Origin of the sequence: Amycolatopsis sp. GA6-003 (assembly GCF_046267895.1) — a bacterium.
In the GTDB taxonomy this organism is placed as follows: Bacteria; Actinomycetota; Actinomycetes; order Mycobacteriales; family Pseudonocardiaceae; genus Amycolatopsis.
Window position 1 is genome coordinate 3,207,273 of sequence record NZ_CP176499.1, and the last position, 23,831, is coordinate 3,231,103.

Annotated in this window: 26 protein-coding genes; 3 read left to right on the forward strand and 23 right to left on the reverse strand. The window is 69.8% G+C overall.

Features of this window, described 5'->3' with window-relative positions; genetic code table 11:
• Nucleotides 1-28: 28 nt before the first annotated feature.
• Complete coding sequence (locus F9C12_RS14005; protein WP_409466158.1) at nucleotides 29-1,681, reverse strand: glutamate--tRNA ligase; 1,653 nt, start codon at nucleotides 1,679-1,681, stop codon at nucleotides 29-31.
• Between the two features lie 170 nt (nucleotides 1,682-1,851).
• Here F9C12_RS14005 and F9C12_RS14010 point away from each other — a divergent pair, with 170 nt between their 5' ends.
• Entirely contained in the window at nucleotides 1,852-2,523 is a 672-nt protein-coding gene (locus F9C12_RS14010) for a PadR family transcriptional regulator (RefSeq protein WP_409466159.1), read from the forward strand.
• Here the strand turns inward: F9C12_RS14010 and F9C12_RS14015 are convergent.
• Nucleotides 2,463-3,281, reverse strand: coding sequence for a class I SAM-dependent methyltransferase (locus tag F9C12_RS14015; RefSeq protein WP_409466160.1), 819 nt, complete (start codon nucleotides 3,279-3,281; stop codon nucleotides 2,463-2,465). The genes F9C12_RS14010 and F9C12_RS14015 overlap by 61 nt on opposite strands.
• Before the next feature lie 111 nt (nucleotides 3,282-3,392).
• Between F9C12_RS14015 and F9C12_RS14020 the strand changes: the two genes are divergently transcribed.
• Nucleotides 3,393-4,235, forward strand: a complete 843-nt coding sequence (locus F9C12_RS14020) for a VOC family protein (RefSeq protein ID WP_409466161.1) — start codon at nucleotides 3,393-3,395, stop codon at nucleotides 4,233-4,235.
• Between the two features lie 5 nt (nucleotides 4,236-4,240).
• Here F9C12_RS14020 and F9C12_RS14025 read toward each other — a convergent pair whose 3' ends face one another.
• From F9C12_RS14025 to rpsB, 5 genes are all read right to left on the reverse strand, one after another.
• Nucleotides 4,241-5,086 (reverse strand): phosphatidate cytidylyltransferase, encoded by an 846-nt coding sequence (locus tag F9C12_RS14025; RefSeq protein WP_409187076.1) that lies wholly within the window; start codon nucleotides 5,084-5,086, stop codon nucleotides 4,241-4,243.
• A 464-nt stretch (nucleotides 5,087-5,550) separates the two neighbouring features.
• A complete protein-coding gene (gene frr, locus F9C12_RS14030; RefSeq protein ID WP_009074501.1) occupies nucleotides 5,551-6,108 on the reverse strand; it encodes a ribosome recycling factor in 558 nt (185 codons plus the stop codon).
• Nucleotides 6,109-6,157: 49 nt separating this feature from the next.
• Nucleotides 6,158-6,904 carry a UMP kinase gene (gene pyrH / locus F9C12_RS14035; RefSeq protein ID WP_101435129.1) on the reverse strand — a complete coding sequence of 249 codons (747 nt, stop codon included), beginning with the start codon at nucleotides 6,902-6,904 and terminating at the stop codon, nucleotides 6,158-6,160.
• Nucleotides 6,905-7,000: 96 nt separating this feature from the next.
• Nucleotides 7,001-7,816 (reverse strand): translation elongation factor Ts, encoded by an 816-nt coding sequence (gene tsf / locus F9C12_RS14040; protein ID WP_409466162.1) that lies wholly within the window; start codon nucleotides 7,814-7,816, stop codon nucleotides 7,001-7,003.
• 82 nt (nucleotides 7,817-7,898) lie between these two features.
• Nucleotides 7,899-8,765: a 30S ribosomal protein S2 gene (rpsB, locus tag F9C12_RS14045; RefSeq protein ID WP_409466163.1), complete on the reverse strand. Its 867-nt coding sequence runs from the start codon at nucleotides 8,763-8,765 to the stop codon at nucleotides 7,899-7,901.
• 1,432 nt (nucleotides 8,766-10,197) lie between these two features.
• Here rpsB and F9C12_RS14050 point away from each other — a divergent pair.
• Entirely contained in the window at nucleotides 10,198-10,719 is a 522-nt protein-coding gene (locus F9C12_RS14050) for a murein hydrolase activator EnvC family protein (RefSeq protein ID WP_409467008.1), read from the forward strand.
• Nucleotides 10,720-11,305: 586 nt separating this feature from the next.
• Here the strand turns inward: F9C12_RS14050 and F9C12_RS14055 are convergent.
• From F9C12_RS14055 to F9C12_RS14130, 16 genes are all read right to left on the reverse strand, one after another.
• Entirely contained in the window at nucleotides 11,306-12,154 is an 849-nt protein-coding gene (locus F9C12_RS14055; protein WP_043827786.1) for a FliA/WhiG family RNA polymerase sigma factor, read from the reverse strand.
• Between the two features lie 109 nt (nucleotides 12,155-12,263).
• Nucleotides 12,264-13,283 carry a tyrosine recombinase XerC gene (locus F9C12_RS14060; RefSeq protein WP_409466164.1) on the reverse strand — a complete coding sequence of 340 codons (1,020 nt, stop codon included), beginning with the start codon at nucleotides 13,281-13,283 and terminating at the stop codon, nucleotides 12,264-12,266.
• Between the two features lie 51 nt (nucleotides 13,284-13,334).
• Complete coding sequence (dprA, locus tag F9C12_RS14065) at nucleotides 13,335-14,507, reverse strand: DNA-processing protein DprA (protein WP_409182416.1); 1,173 nt, start codon at nucleotides 14,505-14,507, stop codon at nucleotides 13,335-13,337.
• A complete protein-coding gene (locus tag F9C12_RS14070; RefSeq protein ID WP_409466165.1) occupies nucleotides 14,504-14,719 on the reverse strand; it encodes a hypothetical protein in 216 nt (71 codons plus the stop codon). Before F9C12_RS14070 ends, dprA begins: the two co-directional genes overlap by 4 nt.
• Nucleotides 14,720-15,233: 514 nt before the next feature.
• Nucleotides 15,234-16,745 carry a YifB family Mg chelatase-like AAA ATPase gene (locus F9C12_RS14075; RefSeq protein WP_409466166.1) on the reverse strand — a complete coding sequence of 504 codons (1,512 nt, stop codon included), beginning with the start codon at nucleotides 16,743-16,745 and terminating at the stop codon, nucleotides 15,234-15,236.
• Nucleotides 16,745-17,125 (reverse strand): YraN family protein, encoded by a 381-nt coding sequence (locus tag F9C12_RS14080; RefSeq protein ID WP_409182418.1) that lies wholly within the window; start codon nucleotides 17,123-17,125, stop codon nucleotides 16,745-16,747. Before F9C12_RS14080 ends, F9C12_RS14075 begins: the two co-directional genes overlap by 1 nt.
• Nucleotides 17,126-17,365: 240 nt before the next feature.
• On the reverse strand, nucleotides 17,366-17,689 hold the full coding sequence (locus tag F9C12_RS14085; protein ID WP_003096226.1) for a DUF2469 domain-containing protein: 324 nt from the start codon (nucleotides 17,687-17,689) through the stop codon (nucleotides 17,366-17,368).
• Entirely contained in the window at nucleotides 17,686-18,474 is a 789-nt protein-coding gene (locus tag F9C12_RS14090) for a ribonuclease HII (protein ID WP_409467009.1), read from the reverse strand. Before F9C12_RS14090 ends, F9C12_RS14085 begins: the two co-directional genes overlap by 4 nt.
• Nucleotides 18,475-18,569: 95 nt before the next feature.
• On the reverse strand, nucleotides 18,570-19,496 hold the full coding sequence (gene lepB, locus F9C12_RS14095; RefSeq protein WP_409182419.1) for a signal peptidase I: 927 nt from the start codon (nucleotides 19,494-19,496) through the stop codon (nucleotides 18,570-18,572).
• Nucleotides 19,497-19,527: 31 nt separating this feature from the next.
• Nucleotides 19,528-19,896 (reverse strand): 50S ribosomal protein L19, encoded by a 369-nt coding sequence (rplS, locus tag F9C12_RS14100; RefSeq protein WP_037366629.1) that lies wholly within the window; start codon nucleotides 19,894-19,896, stop codon nucleotides 19,528-19,530.
• Nucleotides 19,897-20,091: 195 nt separating this feature from the next.
• Nucleotides 20,092-20,838, reverse strand: coding sequence for a tRNA (guanosine(37)-N1)-methyltransferase TrmD (gene trmD, locus F9C12_RS14105; protein WP_409466167.1), 747 nt, complete (start codon nucleotides 20,836-20,838; stop codon nucleotides 20,092-20,094).
• Nucleotides 20,839-20,842: 4 nt separating this feature from the next.
• On the reverse strand, nucleotides 20,843-21,550 hold the full coding sequence (locus tag F9C12_RS14110; RefSeq protein WP_409182421.1) for a hypothetical protein: 708 nt from the start codon (nucleotides 21,548-21,550) through the stop codon (nucleotides 20,843-20,845).
• A 10-nt stretch (nucleotides 21,551-21,560) separates the two neighbouring features.
• A complete protein-coding gene (rimM, locus tag F9C12_RS14115) occupies nucleotides 21,561-22,076 on the reverse strand; it encodes a ribosome maturation factor RimM (protein ID WP_409182422.1) in 516 nt (171 codons plus the stop codon).
• Nucleotides 22,077-22,102: 26 nt separating this feature from the next.
• On the reverse strand, nucleotides 22,103-22,342 hold the full coding sequence (locus F9C12_RS14120) for an RNA-binding protein (RefSeq protein ID WP_003103110.1): 240 nt from the start codon (nucleotides 22,340-22,342) through the stop codon (nucleotides 22,103-22,105).
• Complete coding sequence (rpsP, locus tag F9C12_RS14125; protein WP_409182423.1) at nucleotides 22,339-22,785, reverse strand: 30S ribosomal protein S16; 447 nt, start codon at nucleotides 22,783-22,785, stop codon at nucleotides 22,339-22,341. Before rpsP ends, F9C12_RS14120 begins: the two co-directional genes overlap by 4 nt.
• A gap of 190 nt (nucleotides 22,786-22,975) precedes the next feature.
• Nucleotides 22,976-23,767 carry a lysostaphin resistance A-like protein gene (locus F9C12_RS14130; RefSeq protein WP_409182424.1) on the reverse strand — a complete coding sequence of 264 codons (792 nt, stop codon included), beginning with the start codon at nucleotides 23,765-23,767 and terminating at the stop codon, nucleotides 22,976-22,978.
• Nucleotides 23,768-23,831 lie beyond the last annotated feature (64 nt).

Below are 23,831 nucleotides of genomic sequence, written 5' to 3' on the forward strand. Positions count from 1 at the left end.
TGATCACGGTTAGAACCGTGATCAACACTCACGACACCAGATTGCCGAAGCGGCGCAACGTTTCCTCCGCGCCCAGCGCCTGCGTGATCGAGTGCAGGTCCGGGCTGCGAGTCGACCCGGTGATCGCGATCCGGATGATCTGCGACGCCTCGCGGATCGAACCGGGGTAGGCGTCCGGATCCTTCTTGTACTCCTTGGCGTTCTTGGCGAACCCGTGCTTCGCCGCGACGTCGCGGATCTGCTGGAACCACTCCTGGCCGTCGTCGAGCTGCTGGTAGGCGGACACGAAGTCCGAGGCCACCGCGCGCACGACGTCCGCCGGAACGCCGAGCGCGGCGATCCGCTCGTCGTCGGGACCGGTAGCCGCCTGGTGCAGCTGCGGGAAGAAGAACCCGTAGACGGCGCGGAACTCGCTCCACTTCTTCAAGTCCTTGCGCGGGTTCTCGACGCCCTCGCGCTCCACCGCCAGCGCGCGCAACGCCAGCTCCCGCGAGGACTCCAGGACCGCCTTCAGCTCCGGGTCGAACCGCTGCGCCCATTCGAGCACCGCCGCGAGGATCTCCTCGCCGGACAGCGTCGCGACGTAGTCGGCGGCGAGGTCGTCCAGCTTCACCAGGTCCACGAGCGGACCGGCGACCCCGCACTCGTCGAGGTTGATCGGCGCGTCGAGCGCTTCGGGCAGCGGCATCTCGGCGAGCCGGCCGTTCGCCAGGCCGCGCAGGTAGTACAGCACCGCCGGGACCGGGTAGCCGGCTTCGAGGTAGAAGTCGACGGAGGCTTCCGGGTCCTTGCGCTTGGACAGCTTCCGCTTGCTGCCGCCCTCCTGCTTCATCAGCGGCGCGATGTGCGCGTACTGGATCGGCTCGAAGCCGAGCGCCTCGAAGAGCTGCTGGTGCGTGGGCACCGACGAGATCCACTCGTCGCCGCGGATCACCAGGTTCACCCGCATCAGGTGATCGTCGACCGCGTGCGCGAAGTGGTAGGTCGGCAGCCGCGGGCTCTGGTCGGAGCTCTTGAGGATCACCACGTCGTTGCGGTTGGCCTCGGCCTCGATGGTGCCGCGGATCGCGTCGGTGAAGCGCACGCGCTGGCCGGTGTCGTCGGGCGCGCGGAAGCGGACCACCCACGGCTCGCCCGCGTCGAGCTTCGCCTGTACGTCGGCCGGGTCGGCGTCGCGCCAGATCGCCCACGAGCCGTAGTAGCCCGTCGGGAGCTTCGTGGCCTGCTGCCGTGCGGTGATGGCCGCCAGCTCGTCCTTCGTCGCGAAGTCGATGTACGCGCGGCCTTCGCGCAGAAGGTGGCGTACGTAGGTGAGGTAGATCTGCTCGCGCTCGGACTGCCGGTACGGACCGTAGTCGCCGCCGCGCACCGCGTCCTCGTCGGCCTGCAGCCCGAAGTAGGCGAAGCCGCGCTCGAACTGCTCCAGCGCGCCCTCGACCTCGCGCGACTGGTCGGTGTCCTCGACGCGCACCAGGTAGCGGCCCTCGGAACGGCGCGCGACGTCCTGGTCGATCGTCGCGACGTAGATGCCGCCGATGTGCACGAAGCCGGTCGGCGACGGGCCGAACCGGGTCACCTTCGCGCCGTCGGGCAGCTGCCGGGCCGGATAGCGCTGTTCCCAGTGCTCAGGCTCGGGCAGATCCGCGGGGAACAGGGCGTCGATGACCGCACGGTCCAGCATCGGAGGTCGGGTCTCCCAGGTCGTTCGGGTGTTTTCGCTAGTGCTTCGAGTATCGCCGACCCCGGTGTCCGCCGGTCGGTCAGGTCCCCGGGTTGTCGTTACGGTTGCCAACCGACCGGTTCCGATATATCGTGAACGTGTCGCAACAGTTCGAGAAAGGAACCAAGACCATGAACCGACGACGACACCCCTTCCCCGGCGGACGCTCGTTCCCCGGCGGACATCACGAACACGGCGAGCACGAAAGGCACGGACGGTCCTCGTTCGGGCCGTGGGGCCGGGAATTCGGCGAGTTCGGCTTCGGGCCGGGCGGCCCTGGCGGGCGCGGACGGCGCGGCCACGGTCCGGGCGGACGCCGCGGCCCCAGGCGCGGACGGCGCGGCGACGTGCGGGCGGCGATCCTCGTCCTGCTCGCGGAACAGCCGCGGCACGGGTACGAGATCATCCGCGAGATCGGCGAGCGCAGTGGCGGGCTCTGGAAGCCCAGCCCCGGCTCGATCTACCCGACCCTGCAGATGCTGGCCGACGAGGGCCTGGTCGTGAGCCGCGACGAGAGCGGCAAGAAGCTCTTCGAGCTCACCGACGAGGGCCGCACCGCCGCCGAACAGCAGACCGGCACCCCGCCGTGGGAGCACTTCACCGACGACGTCGAACCGGTCGAGCACGATCTGCGCAAGGCAGGCGCGACGCTCGCCGCGGCCGTTGTGCAGGTGATGCGCGCGGGCAGCGAGAACCAGCAGGCCCGCGCGGTGGACGTGCTCAACGAAGCACGCCGGTCGATCTACTCGATCCTCGGCGAGGTCGAGGACGACGAGCCGGGCTCCGGCGAGGCAGCCGAGTGACCGGGCAGGACGAGGCCGGTGGGCTTGACGCGGCAATGCACGCGATAGCCCACCGGCAGCGTCACCTCGCCCGCTCCCGGGTTCAACCGGCGCGTGTCGGCGATCGCCCGCTGCGCGACCTTCGCGCTGAACTCGATCTTCAACACTGATTCCGCCGCGGCGAAGTCCGCGAAGCGCCAACGCGTGCGTACGCGCCGACAGTTGAAGCCGTGCGCGGCGAAGAAGCGTTCTACCGCAGGCGGGTCATAGTGCGGCAAATCTGCCCGCATCCACCCGCCGTACGGCTCACTGGTCACGTCGAGGTCGACGATCATGATCGAACCTCCGGGCCGCAGCACCCGTTCCGCTTCGCGCAATCCGGGTTCGCAGCCAGGGCCGAAGAAATACGCGGTGCGCGCGTGCACGATGTCCACACTGGCGTCGTCCACCGGCAACCGCTGCGCTCGTCCCACGCGAACCCGCACGTTCTCCAGGTCCCGCACCCGTCGTTCCGCGTCCCGCGCGAGCGGCGGGTGCGGTTCGATCCCGAGCACCGAACGCGCGTCCTCGGCGAAAAGCGGCAGGTGGTATCCGTCGCCGCAGCCGAGATCGAGGACGTCGAGACCGGTCCAGTCGCGCTCTTCGCGCAGTACGCGCCAAATCTCGCCGTCCGCGTCCTGCGCCCGGTTCTCCACGTCGTAGACGTGCTGGTGATACCAGATGTTCGGGCTGGGAACGACTTCTTCGGACGCCGCCGGACCGCGGAACAACCAGCGCACGGCACTCCTTTCCGTCTCGGGGGCGCCGGCGGGCGCGGCGGCTTTCCCGCTCAGAGCGTAGAACTCCGCCCGTCCGAATACACTTCTCCCTCGTCGGGGAGGAGACACGCAATGTCGATCGGCTGGCCAGGCTCCCGCACGATCCCCGCAGGGTTGCCCTGCTGGGTCGAGGTGGCGTGCCACGACGAAGCTCGCACCCAAGAGTTCTACTCCCGCCTTTTCGGCTGGGACTACGAAACCCGGCGCGATCCCGCGTCGCCCACCGGCCGGTACTCCATCGCCTCGAGCGACGGGGTGGCCGCCGGTGGTCTGTACCAAGCCGGGCCCCGCAGCGCGCCCGGCTGGACGCTGCAGCTCGCCGTGCCGCACACCGCGAGCGCGGCCGAATGGGTGGAACACCTGGGCGGCCAGGTGACGCTCGGGCCGATCGCGATCCCCGAGCGGGGCAGCATCGTGCACGCGATCGACGCGTGCGGCGCGCCGGTGGTGTTCTGGGAAGCCCCGCCGGACTGGCAGTTCGCGAGCGGCGTGCCCAACACGTTCAGCGGCGCGGACCTCAACACGCACGACGGCGTCGCCGCGGACCACTTCTACACCAAGCTGTTCAACTACTCGAGCCGTCAGGTCGGAGACGGCGAAAGCGTGGACTATGCGGAATATTCCATTGAGCACACGGCGGTGCTGTACCGCTACGTGATGGGTCCCGAATACCGCCGGGACACTCCCCCGCACTGGCTCGTGTACTTCGAGGTCGACCCCGCGCGCGGCGCGGACGCGGCGGCGGGCGAGGCGTTGATGCTGGGCGGTTCGGTGGTGATCGAGCCGTACGACACCCCGTTCGGCCGCACCGCGATCCTCGCCGATCCGGACGGCGCGGTGTTCGCGGTGATCGACCACTCGCGGGTGCTGGAAGACGTGGGCCGCGCCGAGGTCGACGACCCGTACGACGACTGAGGGATTCAGGCCGGGACGAAGGCCGACAGCAGCAGCCAGGACACGACGGCCGAGGGAAGCAGCGAGTCGAGACGGTCCATGATGCCGCCGTGGCCGGGCAGCAGCGTGCCCATGTCCTTGATGCCGAGGTCGCGTTTGATGAGCGATTCGACGAGGTCGCCGAGCGTCGCGGTGAGCACGATGGCCGCGCCGAAGATGACGCCCTGCCAGGCGTGGCCGTCCAGCATCAGGCTGATCGTGAGCACGCCCGCGACGATGCCCGCGATCATCGAACCGGCGAAGCCCTCCCAGGACTTCTTCGGGCTGATCGTGGGCGCCATCGGATGCTTGCCGCCGAGCACGCCGGCGATGTAGCCGCCGGTGTCGGAGGCGACCACGCCGATCAGGAACGTGAGCACCCGCCCGACCCCGTCGTGCGGCGGCACGAGCATGGCCGCGAACGCACCGAACAAGGGCAGGTACGCGGCAGCGAAAACGGAGGCGCTGACGTCGCGCACGTACCCCTTCGCGCCGCCGGGCAACCGCCACAGCAGACAGGCGAGCACGGTGAGCACGAACGCGGTGAGCGCGCCTTCCCGGCCGAACGGCCAGGCCAGCCAGATCATCGCCTGCCCGCCGACCAGCACCGGAATCAGCGCGACCTTGGTGTCCGCGACCCGCCGCAGCACCCCGGAGAACTCGAAAGTGCCGACCGCGATCGCGGCGGCGATGACCCCGATGAAGAGAAACCGAACGGTAAGCAGGGAAACGATGATCGCGGCCCCGAGCAACAGCCCGACGCCGATCGCAGCGGGAAGATTCCGCCCGGCCCGGGACGCCTTCTTCTCCGGTTCGGGCTTTTCGCCATTCACGGGGTCGGCTTCGGCATTCGCACCCTTGCCCGACCCGTCGGCAGGAACGGCCTTCGCGCCTTTGCCCGGCCCGCTCGCGGCTTTTCCGCCCTGGCCCGGCCCAACCGCAGCTTTCCCGCTCTGGCCCGGCCTGCCCGCAGGAATGCCCTTCGCACCCTTGCCCGGCCCGCCCGCGGCTTTCCCACCCTGGCTCAGCCCGCCCGCGGAAACGCCTTTCGCGCCTTCGTCCGATCCGCCCGCGGAAACGCCCTTCGCGCCCTTCGCCAGCCGGTCCGCGGTCTCCGCCTGATTCCCCAGCGCAGCACCGGATTCCGCGCGCGCATCCGCCGCGGAGTCCGTTTTCCGCTGCACGGCAGGCGGTTCCGGAGCCGGTTCCAGCCGCGAAACCGGGTCCGGCTCGGCGGCCGGGCCCGGTGGCGGGGTGTCGCTCACCCGCTCGTCGCGTTCCTCGCTCACCTGGCTCATCAGACCTCGAGCAGCTCTGCTTCCTTGTGTTTCACCAGCTCGTCGACCTGGTGCACGTAGGTGTCGGTGAGGTTCTGCAGCTCCTTCTCGGCGCGCGCGACCTCGTCCTCGCCCGCTTCGCCGTCCTTGGCGATGCGGTCGAGTTCTTCCTTGGCCTTGCGGCGGATGCTGCGGATCGAGACGCGGGCGTCCTCGCCCTTGCCCTTCGCGACCTTCACCATCTCCTTGCGCCGCTCCTCGGTGAGCTGCGGGATGACGATGCGGATGACGTTGCCGTCGTTGCTCGGGTTGACGCCGAGGTCGGACTCGCGGATCGCCTTCTCGATGGCGTTCAGCTGCGTCTGGTCGTAAGGCTTGATCAACGCCATCCGGGCCTCCGGCACGTTGACGCTGGCCAGCTGGTTCAGCGGCGTCGGCGCACCGTAGTACTCGACGACGATGCGGGAGAACATCGACGGGTGGGCCCGCCCGGTGCGCACCGACGTGAGGTCTTCCTTCGCGACGGACACCGCTTTTTCCATCTTCTCCTCGGCGTCGAGGAGGGTCTCGTCGATCACGGCTACTCCCGGTGTTGTGTTGTCGGACCTGAGCTTGATCCCAGCAGGTCTAGGCGGACGCCTCGTCGGCGGGGGTCGAGACCAGCGTGCCGATCCTCTCACCGCCCACCGCGCGGGCGATGTTGCCCTCGGTGAGCAGGTTGAACACGATGATCGGCATCTTGTTGTCCATGCAGAGGCTGAACGCGGTGGCGTCGGCGACCTTGAGGCCGCGCTCGAGCACCTCGCGGTGGCTGATCTCGTGGAACATCTTCGCGTCCGGGTCGGTCTTCGGGTCCGCGGTGTAGACGCCGTCCACGGCCTTGGCCATCAGCACGGCTTCGCAGCCGAGTTCGAGCGCGCGCTGCGCGGCGGCGGTGTCGGTGGAGAAGTACGGCATGCCGACGCCGGCGCCGAAGATCACGACGCGGCCCTTCTCGAGGTGCCGTTCCGCGCGGCGCGGGATGTAGGGCTCGGCGACCTGGCCCATCGTGATCGCGGTCTGCACGCGGGTCGGGAGGCCTTCCTTTTCGAGGAAGTCCTGCAGCGCGAGGCAGTTCATCACGGTGCCGAGCATCGCCATGTAGTCGGCGCGGTCGCGGTCCATGCCGCGCTGGGACAGCTCCGCGCCGCGGAAATAGTTGCCGCCGCCGATCACCACCGCGATCTGCACTCCGGTGCGCGCGACGTCGGCGATCTGCTGGGCGACGGAGTGCACGACGTCGGGGTCGACGCCCACCGCGCCGCCGCCGAACATCTCGCCGCCCAGTTTCAGCAGCACCCGGCGGTATCCGCCCTCGACCCGGTCCTCACCCATGTCTGTCGCCTCCTGCCCCTCGGTAGACCCGACTGTGCCCCGTCCCCGATGCGCGGAGACGGGGCACAGTGCCAGAACCTAGTCCCAGTGCCTCGCTCAGGCCTGGCCGACCTCGAACCGGGCGAACCGGGTCAGGGTCACGCCGGCCTCGTCGAGCAGGGCCTTGACGGTCTTCTTGTTGTCCTTGACCGACGGCTGCTCGAGCAGCACGTTGTCCTTGTAGTACGCGTTGACCTTGCCCTCGATGATCTTCGGCAGCGCCTGCTCGGGCTTGCCTTCCTCGCGGGCGGTCTGCTCGGCGATGCGGCGCTCGTTCTCGATGATCTCGGCCGGCACCTCCTCGCGGGTCAGGTACTTCGCGCGCAGCGCGGCGACCTGCATGGCGGCGCCGCGGGCGGCGTCGACGTCGTCGCCGGTGAACTCGACCAGCACGCCGACGGCCGGCGGGAGGTCGGAGCCGCGGCGGTGCAGGTAGATCGCGGTCTGGCCCTCGAACGACACCACGCGGCGCAGCTCGAGCTTCTCGCCGATGCGGGCCGAGAGCTCCTGCACGACCTCGTTGACCGGCTTGCCGCCCAGGTCAGCGGCCTTCAGCGCCTCGACGTCGCTGGTCTTCAGCGCCTTCGCGGTCTCGACGATCTTCGCCGCGAGCTGCTGGAACTCGTCGTTCTTGGCGACGAAGTCGGTCTCCGAGTCGAGCTCGATCATGACGCCGCCGTCGCCGGCGACCAGGCCCTCGGCGGTGGCACGCTCGGCGCGCTTGCCGACGTCCTTGGCGCCCTTGATGCGCAGGAACTCGACAGCCTTCTCGAAGTCGCCGTCGTTCTCCTCGAGGGCCTTCTTGCAGTCCATCATGCCCGCGCCGGTCATCTCGCGCAGGCGCTTCACGTCAGCGGCGGTGTAGTTCGCCATCGTGTTGAATCCGTCCGTTTCAGGTACGTGTGCGGTGAGCGCCGTCCGGGCGGCCCTGCGCGGACCGCCCGGACGGGGTGGATCAGGAGTTGGCCGGAGCCTGCTCGCCGGTCGCTTCCGCGGTCTCGGTCGCGGCAGCGGCCTCGGTCGCGTCGGCGGCGGCGGTCTCCGAGCCCGCGAGGAGCTCCTTCTCCCACTCGGCCAGCGGCTCGTCCGAAGCACCGGTCTCCGGCTTCGCGTCGGCCGAGGCGCCGTTGCGGCCGGAACGGGCCATCAGCCCGGCCGCGGCGGCCTCGGCGACGACCTTCGTCAGGAGCGCGGCGGAACGGATCGCGTCGTCGTTGCCCGGGATCGGGTAGTCGACCTCGTCCGGGTCGCAGTTGGTGTCGAGGATCGCGACGACCGGGATGTTGAGCTTGCGAGCCTCGCCGACGGCGATGTGCTCCTTCTTGGTGTCGACGATCCACACCGCGGACGGCACCTTGGCCATGTCCCGGATGCCGCCCAGGGTCTTCTCGAGCTTGTCCTTCTCGCGGGTCAGCGTGAGGATCTCGCGCTTGGTCAGGCCGGCGAAGCCGCCGGTCTGCTCCTGGGCCTCGAGCTCCTTCAGGCGGAGAAGGCGCTTGTGAACGGTCTGGAAGTTGGTCAGCATGCCGCCGAGCCAGCGCTGGTTCACGTAGGGCATGCCCACGCGCGCGGCCTCGTTGGCGATGGCTTCCTGAGCCTGCTTCTTGGTGCCGACGAACATGATGGTGCCGCCGTGCGCGACGGTTTCCTTGATGAACTCGTACGCACGGTCGATGTAGGTCAGCGTCTGCTGCAGGTCGATGATGTAGATGCCGTTGCGCTCGGTGAAGATGTAGCGCTTCATCTTCGGGTTCCACCGACGGGTCTGGTGCCCGAAGTGCACGCCGCTGTCGAGCAGCTGCTTCATGGTGACGACGGCCATTGCCGGAATCACACCTTTTCTGTACTCGCGCGCTCCCGCTGTCGGTTTCGACCCGCCCGCGGAGGCGCTGTTCCGGTTAGTCGCCCGCGACCGGGAGGTCATGGGCCCTGGTGCCGCGGCCGATGCCCGGACCCGCGGGTTCGAAGTGCGCAACCCCCAGGGACCGCCGGACACCGTGCGCCCCTCCGTCCGGGTTCCCGCCAGAAGCGGCCCGTCCGGGGACGCGCGCACGTGCACGCGAAGTCAGCCCAGCGAGTGGACTGCGGAATTGATTCTACCCCCTGCCACCAGGCCCGCCCCCGCGGGCGGCCTTCGCCCCGCCGGGGGTTGTCCACAACTGTGCCTGCCTGTGGACAACCCCCGCTGAACAGCCGGTTTCCGTCGGGCGGTGGTCGAGGATGGGGACATGACCACGACTCGTTCTTTTTCCGCAGGTTTCCGTCCCGCTGATTCCCTTGCTGCTGCCGCGCCGGGTTCGTCTTCGGCATCGAGTGCGGCCGGTGCGGAGGTCTCGCCGGTGCCTCGTCCGGACCGAGAGGCGAGCAGCCGAGGTGGTTCCTCGCCGCGTTCGTCCCCAGCACCGAGCACGGCCGGTGCGGAGGTCTCGCCTGTGCCCGGCGTGGGCAGAGGCCAGTCCGGCCGCTTGTCGAATCCGTCCCCAACCCCGAAAACAGCGTGCGCGGCACCCTCGCCTGTGCCCGGCCTGGACAGAGGCCAGTCCGGTCCCCCGCCGAAGCCATCCCCAACTCCGAACACAGCCTGCGCGGCACCCTCGCCTGTGTCCGGCCCGGGCAGAGGCCAGTCCGGTCGCACGCCGAATCCCTCCGCACCCCCGAACACAGCCTGCGCGGTGCCCTCGCCTGTGCCCCGCCCGGACAGAGAGGCAAGCAGCCAATCCGAACCCTCGCCGAATCCGTCTTCAAAACCGCGCGCGGCCTGTGCCGCGCACTCGCCCGCACCTCGCCCGGACCGAGAGGCGAGCAGCGAGTCCAGTCCCTCGCCACCGCTGGTGTCCCCGGGGTCGGAGACGCCTCACCCGGTAGTTCTGGCAACCGCCGCGCTGCTCGCTGAGCAGCCGTCCGCGGCCACCGCTCTCCTGGACCCAGGCGATACCGCCCGGCCCGCCGTTTCGACGCGCCCGCTCCCCAGGACCGGCCGTCACCGCAGAACACCCGCCAGACCGCCCAGAATCCGCACCGTTTTCCGCCGCGTCTGGAATCGCGCGACCTCCGCCGCCCGCCACACTCTCTTCATCTCCCGGAGGCTCGTCCGCCCACCGCACTCCCCGACGGCAGCGACCCTCTTGCCGAGGATCCGGATCTCCCTGCCGTGCGATTTCAGCTGGGGCCACCCGCCCCTGCGCCTGGCCGGAGCAGGCGGCGAACTCCGGTTGTTCAGCCAGCGCAGCCGCACAAGCACCACCCGAACGTGGCTGATCCTGGCGACGGTCTTGACTCTGTCCGCAGGTTCAGCAGCCCTGATCAACGCCCGAGCCGACGCCGCCTCCTTCCAGCCCGCCCCGGAGGAACCCGGCCGCCTGGCCTGGCCCCTGACGCCCCGCCCGCACGTCACCCGCAACTTCGAACCACCCGCGACCCCGTTCGGCCCCGGCCACCGAGGCGTAGACCTGGAAACCGCGGCCGGGCAACAGGTACTGGCGGCCGACAAGGGAGTAGTGGTGTTCGCCGGTCAAGTAGCCGGCCAGGGAGTAGTCGCCTTGGACCACGACGGCGGCCTCCACACCACCTATCTCCCGATCACCCCGACGGTCACCGCCGGAGACCAGATCTACCGCGGCCAGCCCCTGGGAACGGCGGCCCCAGGCCACCCCGGCTGCCCGACCGCCGCCTGCCTGCACTGGGGAGCCCGCCGCGGCACGGAATACATCGACCCGCTGGCCTTGGTCGGCACCCCAAGCCGGGTGCGGCTCAAGCCGTGGGCCGAAGGCCCGTGACGGTCCGCTCAATCCCACCCGCCAGAGCCGGGGTTGCTCGCGAAAATCCAGTCCCCGAAAGGAGGTGTGCGCAGGGAACGAGACGATAAGGGCGGTCGGTCTCAGAGGCACCCAACTCGCCGTCAACGGCCTGCTCCGCGAGCAATCTTGGCCAGGCGTCTACCAACCGGGCCATTCGCAGCGGGGCGATCCAGAACAACCAGCCACGCCTGCCACCAGCCACCACCGGCCACCAGCCACCACCGGCCACCGGGCACCGGGCAGGGGCCACTCGCGACCGCCGACCGTAGAGCGAGCCCGAGCCAAACCGCCCGGCCCGGCAGACCAATCCTCAACCGACAACTCCGTGGGAGGCCAACAGCCGAAACCACCTACGCCACCCAAGGTGGCCCACCGCTGGCCGCGGCAACCCGTCGCGACGGTCTGGCAGCCAGGCCGTCACAACGCAGTCAGCTTCCAGCCGTCGGGGTGCTTTCCAGCCAAAACCGCTTTCGCCGTGGCCTGAGTGGCACCAGGCAGCCCGCTGCAAACCCTCGCGGCGGTCCAGCAGCCAGCCTGTCGCGGTCTGGTCGATCCCGGCCGGAGGTCAGCCGCTGGGCTGTTCCATCAGCTTGGCGCGCAGCCGCATCACCGCGCGGGTGTGCAGTTGGCTCACGCGGGATTCCGTGACGCCGAGGACTTTGCCGATTTCCGCCAGGGTCAGGCTTTCGAAGTAGTAAAGGCTGACGACGATCTTGTCGCGGTCGGTGAGCTGCGCGATGGCTTCGGCGAGCTGGCGGCGGTTGTCCTGGTCCACGAGGACGGCCACCGGGTCGACCGCGCCGTCGTCGGGCAACGTGTCGACGAGCGAGCCGGCGTCTTTGCCCGCGGCGACGAGGTCTTCCAGTGCCACCACGCTGGTCAGGCGGAGCTGGCCGTAGAAGTCGCGCAGGTCGTCCAGGCTGATGCCCATCTCGCCGGCGAGTTCGGCGTCGGTCGGGGTGCGGTGCAGGCGGGCGCCCAGGCGTTCCAGGGCTCGGGCGGTTTCCTTCGCCTTGCTGCGCACCGCGCGCGGGACCCAGTCCTGGGAGCGCAGGTCGTCCAGGATCGCGCCGCGGATGCGTTGCATCGCGTATGTCTCGAAGCGCAGGCCGCGTTCCGGGTCGAATTTCTCGATCGCGTCGACCAGGCCGAAGATGCCCGACTGCACGAGGTCGCCGACGTCTACATGCGTCGGCAGACCGGTGCCGACCCGGCCCGCGACGTACTTCACCAGCGGTGCGTAGTGCAGCACCAGCCGGTCGCGCGAGGTCTGGTCCGGTTTGTCGGCGAACTGCTGCCACAGCGCCTGAATCCCCGCGTCGACGTCCTGACCAGGACGACCGTCCCCGTTGACGGCGTCCTGCACGCCGGGGCGTTCCGCCCCGGCTTCCGTGACCTGCGACGTGGAAGTCATTGCACGGTCGTTCTCGGCGTGCTGCTCAGTGTGGTCTCCGTGCTCGTGCGGATGCGCGTGCGCCGACGGTTCGGCCCTGCCGTCCCCGGCCGAGCCGCCGCCAGCCTCTTCAGGCCCGCGGGTGTGCTCGGTCATGGATCGCCTTCAGCCGATCGACGGTCACATGAGTGTAGAGCTGGGTCGTGGCCAGCGTAGCGTGACCAAGCAGTTCCTGAACGCTCCTGAGATCGGCACCTCCTTCGAGCAGATGGGTCGCGGCGGAATGCCTTAGCCCGTGCGGCCCCATGTCCGTTGCGCCGGGCACCGCGGCCACCGCCTCGTGCACCACGCGGCGCGCCGCGCGCGGGTCCAGCCGCTTGCCGCGGACGCCCAGGAACAGCGCCGCCGGCGACGTTTCCCCAGCCAGGGCGGGCCGTCCGTCCTCCAGCCACGCGGTCAGCGCCTCGGCCGCCGGGACGCCGAACGGGACGGTCCGCTCCTTGTCTCCCTTGCCGACCACCGAAATCACGCGGCGCGAAAAGTCCACGCTGCCGACGTCCAGCCCGCACAATTCCGCCACCCGAATGCCGGTTGCATACAGCAATTCGACCAACGCACGGTCACGCAGAGCAACCGGATCCCGTTCGGCTGCCCCTTTCGCGGAGGCGTCCATGAGCGCGTCGGCCTGCTCGGCGCGGAGCACGCCGGGCAGCGTCCGGTGGGTGCGCGGCGCGGCCAGCCGGCCGCCCGGATCCGACTTCAGCACACCGGTGCGGTGCGCCCAAGCCGTGAAGGTGCGCGCGGCCGCGGCGCGGCGCGCGAGGGTGGTGCGCCCGGCGCCGTCCGAGCGCTGCCTCGCGAGCCACGCGCGCAGCTGCGTGACGTCCAAGTCCTCAAAGCGCCGCGCGGGACGGTCGGCCTCCCCCACGGTCAGGAACGCCAACAGCGAAACGACGTCGCCGACGTACGCGCGCACGGTGTGCGGCGACAGCCCACGCTCCAGAGACAGATGCCGTTCGTAATCGGCCACCACCGACTCGGCCGACTCCGGCAATTCGGCGCGAAGAGCACGAAGATCGGGTCGTGGCGGGCGTTTCCGGTGTCCACCCGGACGCGGGACCGCGTCCTTGCGCGCACTCGCTGACGGCATGACGATTACGCTGCGCGAACCATCGCGATTGGTCAAGCATCGCCACGCCCATCATCGGCTGGCCGTTCGCACTATCTGCCGCCAGCCGGTCTCGCCGCGCACCGCGAAGCCGTCGATTTCCAGTGCGGGCAACAAGGCGCGAACTCGGGAAACGGGTACTCCCGCGCTTTCCGCGACCTCCTCCGGCGTCCGTCCGGCCCGGGGCAGCAACGCGTCGTAGACCCTCGACGCCTCCGGTCCGAGATTGTCCGTCGGCCGCCGAGTCTGCTCGGCCGCCGGAGCCGCGGTGCCGAATCGGCCCACGGTTTCGAGCACCTCGTCGACTGAGGTGACCAACGTGGCCTTGCATTCCCGGATCAGCGCGTGACAACCGGCTGAACTGCCTGAATGCACCGATCCCGGCATCGCCATCACCACCTTGCCGAGCGCGCCCGCGATGGTGGCGGTGTTGCGCGCGCCGCTGCGGATCCCAGCCTCCACAACGAGTGTGCCGTCGGTGAGACCTGCGATAAGGCGGTTGCGCACCAGGAATCGATGCCGCGCGGGCGGTGTCTTCGGCGCGTACTCGCTGACGATTGCCCCGCCCTCGGCGACGATGCGGTCCAGCAAGCCGCTGTTGCCGGTGGGATAGGCGTGGTCGACCGCGCAGCCGAGGAGCGCGACCGTGACCCCGCCGCCGCTGAGCGCGCCTCGATGGGCGGCGGCGTCGATGCCCAGGGCGGCACCGGAGAAGACCGGTACTTGTCGAGTTGCCAACGCATGGCCGATCTCGAGGGCGTTCTGCAGGCCGTAGTCCGTGGCCAGCCGAGCGCCGACGACCGCCACCGCGCGGTCCGCGACTTCGGCCAGGCTCGCGTGGCCGCGCACCCACAGCCCGAGCGGCGCGGCCACGTGCTTCACGCCGTTTCCGCTCGCGACCGCCAGCGACAACAACGGCCACGCAGGCCATTCGTGGTCTTCCGGAACTATGAGCCGGGCGCCGGCTTTGGCGGCCTCTTCGAGATCTTGTTCCGCGATCGTGGATTCCCGCCGCGCGGCCGTTTCGCGGAAAACCTTTTCGGGACAGTCCCCGGCCCGGACCCGCTCGGCCGCCGCGACCGGGCCGTGTGTGCCGACGAACTCCAGCAAGTGCGGTGCCGGTGGTTCGGCGACACCGAGCAGATAGGCGCGAGCGAGCCTCTCGGAGTCGGTCGCCGCGGTCTGGTCCTCGACGGCGATGCTCACGCCGCACCTCTTCGGCCGCCAGGGTTTTCAGAGCGGACGACCGCGAGGTGGCGATGCAGTGCCAGCCGTTCTCGAACCCGGACCGGGTCGTGTTCGGGGCGGACTTCCCGGTGCCGCACCGGATGCAGATGCCGGACGATCTTGTGCTGCGGCGTCTTCGGCCTGCGGTGCCGGGTGCGCGGCGAGGAGGAGGGGATGGCTCGGTGGGACATGGTGTATTCCTTTCGGTGAAGGTCCGGGCGGGCGGGTTTGCCTTTCCGGCGTTGGGACATCTGGTCGGCCATGGGGATCGGGTCGGTAAAGGTCCGGGCGGGTTTGCCTTTCCGGGGTTAGGACATCTGGTCGGGCAGGGGGATCGGGTCGGTAAAGGTCCGGGCGGGTTTGCCTTTCCGGGGTTAGGACATCTGGTCGGGCAGGGGAATCGGGTGCGGGTATTCGCCGCGGTGGGGGCGAACAGCCGGACGGGTTCGCTGGGCGCGGCTGAGCGGAGCACCAGAACCACCTGCCGCGGCCGGGCGATCCGCCGCGGCAATGCCCAAGCCGCGCGAAACCCGAGCCGGAAGCGGTCGGGCAGGGTCGAGCGACGAGACACCCGCGGCCAAGGCTCGATGGCAGAACAGCGGTCCATGGAGGGCGGACCCTGTCGCCTGGGCCGAGCGAGCTGATGCCACCGGGTTTCGGCCGAGGGCCGGGCTTGGTGTGGAGTTCGGTGCTCCCGGGACGAGGTCAGCCGGTTTTGCGTTCTCGGAAGTCCAGGGCCGCGGTGACATGGTCGGTGTCAGGTTGGGGCAGGGCGGCCAGGTCGGCCAAGGTCCAGGCGATGCGCAGGCATCGGTCGGCTCCTCGGGCGGTCAGCAGGCCGCGGTCCAGTGCTCGGTCCAGTACTGCGGTGGCGGGCGGCGGCAGCGCGAAATCTCGGCGCAGGACCGGGCCGGGGACTTCGGTGTTGGATTGCCAGCCGTGTTCTCGCCAGCGGTGTTTGGCGCGGTCTCGGGCGGCCAGGACTCGGGCTCGGACCGTTGAGGACGGTTCGGGGGTGGTGGATTGGTGCGCGGAAATGGCGGTCAGGGGGCGCAGGCGGACGCGGAGGTCTACTCGGTCCAGGAGGGGGCCGGAGAGGCGGGACAGGTAGCGGCGGCGGGTGGTGACCGAGCAGGTGCAGTCGGTTTCTCGGGGCGGAGCACAGGGGCACGGGTTGGTGGCGAGCACTAACTGGAACTGGGCGGGATAGCGGACGACGCCTTTGGCGCGGGCGATGCGGACTTCGCCTTCTTCCAGGACGGTGCGGAGCGAGTCGAGGCGCTGGTTGCCGAATTCGCAGGCCTCGTCCAGGAACAAGACCCCTCGGTGGGCTCGGCTGATGGCACCGGGGGCGGCTAGGCCGGTGCCGCCGCCGATGAGGGCCGGCGGGCTGATCGAGTGGTGCGGGGCGACGAACGGCGGGACTGCCACCAGGGGCGACGACTTCGACAGGGAGCCGTCTACGGAGTGGATGGCGGTTACTTCCAGGGACTCCTCCGGAGACAGATCAGGCAGCAGGCCGGGGAGGCGTCTGGCGAGCATGCTTTTGCCGACTCCGGGCGGGCCGGTCAGCAGGAGGTGGTGGCCGCCCGCCGCGGCGACTTCCAGGGCCCATCTCGCTTCTGGCTGGCCTACTACGTCGGCCAGATCGGGGACTGCCGCGGGGGCGGCCGCGGCAGGGGCGGCGGGCGGTTCCAGTTCGCCTTCGTCTTTGAGCCAGGCGATGAGTTCGGCCAGGCGGGCTGCTCCGGAGACTTCCAAGCCGTCCACCAGGGCGGCTTCCACCAGCGATTCGGTGGGGACCACGGCGCGTTCGTGGCCCGCGGCTTTGGCGGCGAGCAGGCCGGGGAGGACCCCGCGCACGGGGCGGATTCGGCCGTCCAGAGCCAGTTCTCCCAGCAGGATCGTGTGCAGGAGTTTGCGGGCTGGGACAGCGCCGATGGCGGCCAGGACCGCGGCGGCGATGCCCAGGTCGTAGCCGGAGCCCATTTTGGGGAGGTTGGCGGGCGACAGGGCCAGCGTGATTTTGCCGTCCGGCCAGGGTTGGCCGGAGTTGCGGACTGCCGAGCGGACTCGGTCCTTCGCTTCGCGGAGGCCAGCGTCGGGGAGGCCGACCAGGGTGACCCGGCTCAGGCCGCCGCCCAGGTCGGCTTCGATTTCCACTACGCGGCCTTCGATGCCGAGCAACGCGACGGACCAGGTTTTGGCGTGGGGCATCAGAAAGCTCCGACCAGATGCCGGACGACGGGCTCTTCGCCGGCCGGCGCGTAGACGGTCACGACGTCGTAGCGGACGCGGCACCAGCCGACCCGGTGTTCCTTCAGCCAGCGCATGGCGGCTCGGTGGACGCGGTCGATCTTGTCCGGAGTGACCGACTCCGCCGGAGTGCCGTAGGCGGTGCTGGAGCGGGTCTTGACCTCGCAGAAGATCACCCGGTCGCCCTCGGACAGGACCAGGTCCAGTTCGCCCTCGCGGCAATGCCAGTTGCGGCTGAGCAGGACCATGCCGGCGGCCTGCAGATGCCGGGCGGCCAGGTCCTCGCCCCAGCGGCCGAACGTCCGGCGCCAGTGCGCGCCGGGGTGCGGGCCGTCGTTCATGGTGTCCCCCTCGGACAAGCGTGAGCACCGCCGATCACGGTGCGTGTGCTGTCACCATCGCAGCGTGATCGAACCCCGCGCCAGGGCAATTCAGCGCAGCTGTGGATAACCCGGGGGTTGTGGATCAGCACTGGCCGGAGAGGGAGAAAGTCAGCCGGATTGTCGGTGCGGTGTGCAGGGGGCGGAGAACGACGAAGGCCACCCGGCAAGTGCCGGGTGGCCTCGTGGCCGAAGCGGGGATCAGCCCGAGAACGGGCCGTCCTCGGGGAGCCGCAGGTCGGGTTTGTCCAGCTCTTCGACGTTGACGTCCTTGAAGGTGATCACCCGGACGTGTTTCACGAACCGGGCGGGGCGGTACATGTCCCAGACCCAGGCGTCCGACATGCGCACCTCGAAATACACCTCGCCCCCGCCGTCGCGGACCTGGACGTCCACCGCGTTGGCCAGGTAGAACCGCCGCTCGGTCTCCACCACGTACGAGAACTGGCCCACTATGTCGCGGTACTCGCGGTACAGCGAGAGCTCCATCTCGGTCTCGTACTTCTCGAGATCCTCTGCGCTCATGAAATCCGCGCCCCTCCTCGCATTCGTCCTGCTCCGGCGGCGGAGCGTTCATTCTTACCCACCGAGCGGCCCGGGGCACGGACCGGCCCGCCCGCTTTTTCCAGGGCATTCTCCAGTGCAGCGTAGGTGAGCACGACCGGATGCGGGGCAGTGAGTCCGTGCGCGAGCGCGACGGTGGCGACATTCGTGTAGGACCAGCGGTGCACCGGGCTCGGACCGTGCTCACTCAGCGCAGCCAGATGGTCCGAGGTGCTGTAGCCCTTGTGCACGTCGAAGCCGTACACCGGCAACTCTTCGTGCAGGCCGGCCATGATCCGGTCCCTCGTCACCTTCGCCAGCACCGACGCCGCCGCGATGCTCGCGACACTGCGGTCTCCCTTGATCACCGCGACATTCGGCGCGGGGATGCCGGGAACGGGGAAGCCGTCGGTGAGGACGTATCCGGGATGGGTGCGCAGGCCGGCGACGGCGCGGCGCATGCCCTCCAGGTTCATCACCCGGATGCCCAGCAGGTCCACCTGCTCGGAGGGGATGACGATCACCGAGTAGTCGAGGGCGCGGTGCAGGACGCGGTCGTAAACCCGGTCCCGGGCCTTCGCGGTGAGCATTTTCGAATCGGTCAGCTCGGGCAATCGCGCGGCGTCGCCGGGACGGAGCACGCAGGAAGCCACCACGAGCGGGCCCGCGCAGGCTCCCGCACCGGCCTCGTCTACCCCGGCGACCGGGCCGAGACCGCGGCGTTCGAGTGCGCCTTGCAGACCCCAGAACAGCTCGCCGCGCACCACTGCCCGCGGCGGGCGCAGCGGTTCTGCCGGAGTACGGGGAGGAGGGAGAGTCACCGAAACACCACCCGGGAGTCGCGGACGACGGAACGCACCGCTTACCGTCTCCGGCCGGCCGCCTTGCGGAGGCCTGCCTTCAACCGGCGTCCGACGAAAAGCGTCGGCACCGCGGTGGCGAAGCCGATGCCGAGCGGCAGCCCTTGCTGCCACGCGGGCGCGCCGAGCGCGACCGGCTGGGCGTTCTGCTGCGGATTGTGGTCCGAAATCCCGCCCCAGCGGCTCGGCGGCAGCACGATGACGCGGGCCTTGCCGATGACGTCGTCCACCGGCACCGCGCCGTTGGGTCCGCCGCCGCCCTGGTAGCGCGAGTCGGCGGAGTTGTTGCGGTTGTCGCCCATCACCCAGACCGCGCCCTGCGGGACCTTCACCGGCGCGAACGACTCCTGCACGCGGTGATTCGGGTCTTCCCAGTGGATGTAGGGCTCGTCGAGGGCCTTGCCGTCGACGATCACCCGGTTGCGGTCGTCGCAGCACTGGACGGTCTGGCCGCCGGTGGCGATGACGCGCTTGACGAAGTCCCGCTCGTCCGGCGGCGCGAAGCCGACCAGCGAGCCGAGCCCGCGCAGCGCGCGCACGACGATGTTGCTCGACTCCTGCGGCGCGATCTCGTTCTCGGTCCACGCGGGCGGGCCCTTGAACACGATCACGTCCCCCGGGGAGGGGTCGGTGAAGTCGTAGGTGACGCGGTCGACCAGGATCCGGTCGCCGGTGCAGCCGGGACAGCCGTGCAGCGTGGACTCCATGGACCCCGACGGGATCATGTAGACCTTGGCGAGGAACGCCTGGATCACGATCGTGAGCACCAGTGCGATCACGATCAGGATCGGCAGTTCCTTCCAGAACGACCGCTTTTTCGAGGACTTGCCCCGCCGGTGCGACCCCCGACGCCCGCCGGACCGTTCCTGGTCCTCCTCCGGGCGTTCGGGGCCGTCCTCATCGGCGTTCCGCGACACAGGTTCGACCACGTCGCCAGGCTACCGGTAACCGGCTCGTCACTCAGGAGGCGGAGGTGGTCTCGCGGTTCTCGCGGCGCTCCTTGATCTTGGCCTTCTTGCCGCGCAGCTCGCGCAGGTAGTACAGCTTCGCCCGGCGGACGTCGCCGCGCTTGAAGACCTCGACCTGCGACAGGTTCGGCGAGTGCACCGGGAAGGTGCGCTCGACGCCGACGCCGAACGAAACCTTGCGCACGGTGAAGGTCTCCCGGATGCCGCCGCCCTGACGGCGGATCACGACGCCCTGGAAGACCTGGTTGCGCTCGCGGTTGCCCTCGATGACGCGGACGTGCACCTTGAGCGTGTCGCCGGGGCGGAAGTCCGGGATGTCGGAACGCAGTGACTGCGCGTCCAGCGCGTCCAGGGTGTTCATCGGTGGTCCGTCCTCGTATTCGTGTGGCTTACGTACAGCTTGAGCGCGCAGTGAAGCTCACTGCGACTAGCCCGGGGCTGATGGCATTCACGGCTGGCATTGCGACTTAACAGCCGCTGTGAGCGCTTGTAAAGCACCACGCGTCACGCCAACTAATCCATTATGGCAGAGGCGCCCGGGGACCTCGCACGGGGCCTATCCGGGGTGGTCGTCCAGCCCTTCGAGCACCTCGCGGTCCCGCTTGTCCAGGCTGCCCTCGGGCAGCCGGGCCAGCAGATCCGGCCGCCGCCGCGCGGTGCGTTCCAGTGCCTGGTCGCGCCGCCAGCGGTCGATCAGCGCGTGGTTGCCCGAGCGCAGCACGTCCGGCACCGCCAGGTCGCGCCACACCTCCGGGCGGGTGTAGCTGGGGCCTTCGAGCAGGCCGTCGGAGAACGAGTCCTCGGCGGCCGAGCGCGCGTTGCCGAGCACGCCGGGCAGCAGCCGGACCACCGCCTCGACGATCACCAGCACCGCGGCCTCTCCCCCGACCAGCACGTAGTCGCCGATGGAGACCTCGTCGACCGGCATCCGGCGGGCCGCGTCGTCGACGACCCGCTGGTCGATGCCCTCGTAGCGGCCGCAGGCGAACACCAGGTGCTTTTCCTCGGCGTAGGCGTGCGCCAGTTCCTGGGTGAACGGTTTGCCCGCCGGGGTCGGGACCACGAGCCGGGTCCCTTCGCCGCAGACGTCGTCCAGTGCCGGGCCCCAGATCTGCGGCTTCATGACCATGCCGGGGCCGCCGCCGTACGGCGCGTCGTCGACCGCGCGGTGCACGTCGTGGGTCCAGTCGCGCAGGTCGTGCACGCCGACCTCGATCAGGCCGCGGTCGATCGCCCGGCCCAGCAGTGCGGCGCGCAGCGGGTCCAGGTACTCGGGGAAAATGGTGACGACGTCGATGCGCAAGCGGTTACCAGTTCCAGTACTCGGTGGCCTGGGCGTGCCAAGGGCTCGGGAAGTCCTGGTCGATCGCGAAGGCCATGCCGAGCCCCTTCGCGATCTTCATGCTGCGGTGCAGCGTCTTGCGGATCGGCGATCCGGCGGGCAGCCCGTTGTCGTCCGACCAGGTCTCGGTCTGCGTGATGCACGTCCGCGCCCCGAAGCGGGCGCTGGAGCACGGAGCGGGCGCGCCCCAGGTCTGCAGATGTTCGAAGTGCACGACCTTGCCCGAGCTCTGCTCGGTGATCGTGCCGCGCGCGATGAGCCGGTAGTCGGCGGACGGCACGGTCCAGCGCACGTAGTGCTGGCGGCCGCCGTCGGACGGGATCGGCGTGCAGGTGGAACCGGTGCACGCGAACTCTTCGGTGACCCGCTCCGAGTAGTACGTGCCGTTGCCGTCCCAGCCGTCGATCAGCACCCAGTCGCCCGAGCGGACGAAGTGCTCGGCGGTCGCCGGCGGCCACGTGACCGGGTCGCCCCAGGTGATCTGCGATTCGGTGGCCGACTGCGGCGACCAGGCCCACTGGAACGCCTTCTCCCCCGGCGGCGCGTACTGGCCGGCGCTGCGCTGGAACATCAGCGAAAAGTCGCCGTACGCCGGCGAAGCGGCCTGCGCGGGCGGCGCGGCGAAAGCGGTGGCCAGAACTGCCGCGAAGGCGGCCTTGATCCAGAACTTCACGAACTCCCCCTCAGTCAGCGTCGAGGAGGCCTTCGGGCGGATCGAGCACGACCCGGCCCCCCGCGACGTCCACCACCGGGACGATGGCGCGGACGAAAGGTACCAACACCGAGCGTCCGTCGTGATCGAGTTCGAGCAATTCCCCGGCCGGCGAATGGACCACTTCGACGACCTTGCCGACGACCGTCCCGTCCGTCAGTTCGGCGCGGAGACCGGCCAGTTCGTGGTCGTAGAACTCGTCCGGGTCGCCGGTGGGGGGCAGCGCGTCGGTGTCCGCCAGCAGCAGGGCGCCGCGCAGGGTTTCCGCGACGTCGCGCGTGAGCACTTCCTCGAAACGCACCAGCAGCCGCCCGCTGTGTTCGCGGGCGGCTGCGATGGTGAGTTCTCTCGTGCTGCCGTCGCGCAGCTTCGTCGTGACGACCGCACCGATCGCGAACCGCTCCCGCGGCGAATCCGTGCGCACGTCGACCGCGAGCTCGCCGCGGATGCCGTGCGCCTTCGCGATACGGCCGACTACGACGTCCATACCTGACCGTTTCCGAGAATCTCGGGTCAGCGATCGGTGTCGACGACGTCCACGCGGACGCCGCGGCCGCCGATGCCGCCCATCACGGTGCGCAGAGCGGTCGCGGTGCGCCCGCCCCGGCCGATCACCTTGCCGAGATCGTCGGGGTGGACGTGCACCTCGAGCGTGCGGCCACGACGCGTGGTCAGCAGCTCGACCCGGACCTCGTCCGGGTTGTCGACGATCCCGCGCACCAGGTGCTCGAGGGAGTCGGCGAGGAAGCTCACTCGGACTTCTCGCCCTCGGCCGCTTCGCCGGCCTCGGCCTTGTCGGCCTTCTTCGGGGCCGACTTCTTCTTCGGCGTGACGGCCTCGGTGGAGGGCTCCTCGCCCGCCGCGGCCAGCGCCGCGTTGAACAGGTCCTGCTTGGACGGCTTCGGCTCGGCGACCTTCAGGGTGCCCTCGGCTCCCGGCAGGCCCTTGAACTTCTGCCAGTCGCCGGTGATCTCGAGGATGCGCTGGACCGGCTCGGTCGGCTGCGCGCCGACGCCCAGCCAGTACTGCGCCCGCTCGGTGTCGACCTCGATGAAGCTCGGCTCTTCCTTCGGGTGGTACTTGCCGATCGTCTCGATGGCCTTGCCGTCCCGGCGGGTGCGCGCGTCGGCGATGATGATGCGGTAGTACGGCGCACGGATCTTGCCGAGGCGCTGCAGCTTGATCTTGACGGCCACGGGTGTGGGTACTCCTCAGTGCTGTGTGGTGCAGGACGCGCGCGGAGCCCGTGGGGACAGGCTTGCGACGCCCGGAGGTCAGGAGCTTCCACACGGCGAGAGGGTCCGGCGGAAGCGGGCAAGCAAACATTCTGCCAGATGCCCGGCGCGGCGCACGCACAAGGCCCCGGTTAGGCGGGCGTGACCAGCGTCAGAAGGACGCGACGCCGAGCGCGCCGAGCAGGATCGCGACCGCCGGGAGGAAGTTGTTGACCGCGTGCGCGACGATGCTGCCCGCGAGCCTCCCGGTGGACAGCCGGGCCAGCCCGATCGGGATGGAGATCACCAGCAGCAGCGTGGTGCGCAGCGGTTCCAGGTGGCTGGCCGCGAACACCGCGGTGGACAGCAGGAAGGCGGCGACCCGGCCGAAGCGCTCGCTGCGCCACTGCAGCCGTTCGACCGCGCCCCAGAGCAGGCCGCGGTAGATGATCTCCTCGCAGATCGGCCCGAGCAGCCACAGGTAGCCGAACATCACCGCGGCGGCGGGCACGGACATCTTGCGGTCGTCGACCAGCGCGCTGATCGCCGAGGTCGCGTCCGCCGTGCCGACCAGCTGGGTCCACACGTAGGCGCTCAGCGAGGTGAGCACGAGGCCGAGCATGCCGAATTTGAGCCCGGTCCAGACGTCCGCCCAGCGCCATTCGAGCCGCAGGTCGAGTTTCGGGCCGTTGCCGCGCACGACGGTGATCAGCACCGCGGCTCCGGCGGCGATCATGGTGGGCAGCATCGTGCCGAGCAGCACCGTGCTGATCGGCAGCGGCCGGCCAGGGGCGGTCGGACCGGACAACGCGCCGATGAACGCGGCCGACGCCAGCAATACGGCTTCGACCAGCAGGAACGCCCCGAATCCCCAGCGGTGCGCCGGAAACGCGGTCGGTTCGGCCACGAAGTCCTCCGGGGTGAGCGCGCGAGAAAGTGGTTCACGGGGCTGTGATGTGGTCACGCCCGCCTCCCCGTGCTCGCTCTGCTCACCGGTCGAGCCTAGCGGCCGAAATGGTTTCGCACAG

Excerpts from the sequence above, each read along its gene's own strand:
- F9C12_RS14005 (WP_409466158.1), bottom strand. The coding sequence starts at position 1,681 with ATGCTGGACCGTGCGGTCATCGACGCCCTGTTCCCCGCGGATCTGCCC.
- F9C12_RS14010 (WP_409466159.1), top strand. The coding sequence starts at position 1,852 with ATGAACCGACGACGACACCCCTTCCCCGGCGGACGCTCGTTCCCCGGC.
- F9C12_RS14020 (WP_409466161.1), top strand. The coding sequence starts at position 3,393 with ATGTCGATCGGCTGGCCAGGCTCCCGCACGATCCCCGCAGGGTTGCCC.
- pyrH (WP_101435129.1), bottom strand. The coding sequence starts at position 6,904 with ATGGGTGAGGACCGGGTCGAGGGCGGATACCGCCGGGTGCTGCTGAAA.
- tsf (WP_409466162.1), bottom strand. The coding sequence starts at position 7,816 with ATGGCGAACTACACCGCCGCTGACGTGAAGCGCCTGCGCGAGATGACC.
- rpsB (WP_409466163.1), bottom strand. The coding sequence starts at position 8,765 with ATGGCCGTCGTCACCATGAAGCAGCTGCTCGACAGCGGCGTGCACTTC.
- F9C12_RS14055 (WP_043827786.1), bottom strand. The coding sequence starts at position 12,154 with ATGACTTCCACGTCGCAGGTCACGGAAGCCGGGGCGGAACGCCCCGGC.
- F9C12_RS14060 (WP_409466164.1), bottom strand. The coding sequence starts at position 13,283 with ATGCCGTCAGCGAGTGCGCGCAAGGACGCGGTCCCGCGTCCGGGTGGA.
- F9C12_RS14070 (WP_409466165.1), bottom strand. The coding sequence starts at position 14,719 with ATGTCCCACCGAGCCATCCCCTCCTCCTCGCCGCGCACCCGGCACCGC.
- F9C12_RS14075 (WP_409466166.1), bottom strand. The coding sequence starts at position 16,745 with ATGCCCCACGCCAAAACCTGGTCCGTCGCGTTGCTCGGCATCGAAGGC.
- F9C12_RS14080 (WP_409182418.1), bottom strand. The coding sequence starts at position 17,125 with ATGAACGACGGCCCGCACCCCGGCGCGCACTGGCGCCGGACGTTCGGC.
- F9C12_RS14085 (WP_003096226.1), bottom strand. The coding sequence starts at position 17,689 with ATGAGCGCAGAGGATCTCGAGAAGTACGAGACCGAGATGGAGCTCTCG.
- rplS (WP_037366629.1), bottom strand. The coding sequence starts at position 19,896 with ATGAACACCCTGGACGCGCTGGACGCGCAGTCACTGCGTTCCGACATC.
- rimM (WP_409182422.1), bottom strand. The coding sequence starts at position 22,076 with ATGGACGTCGTAGTCGGCCGTATCGCGAAGGCGCACGGCATCCGCGGC.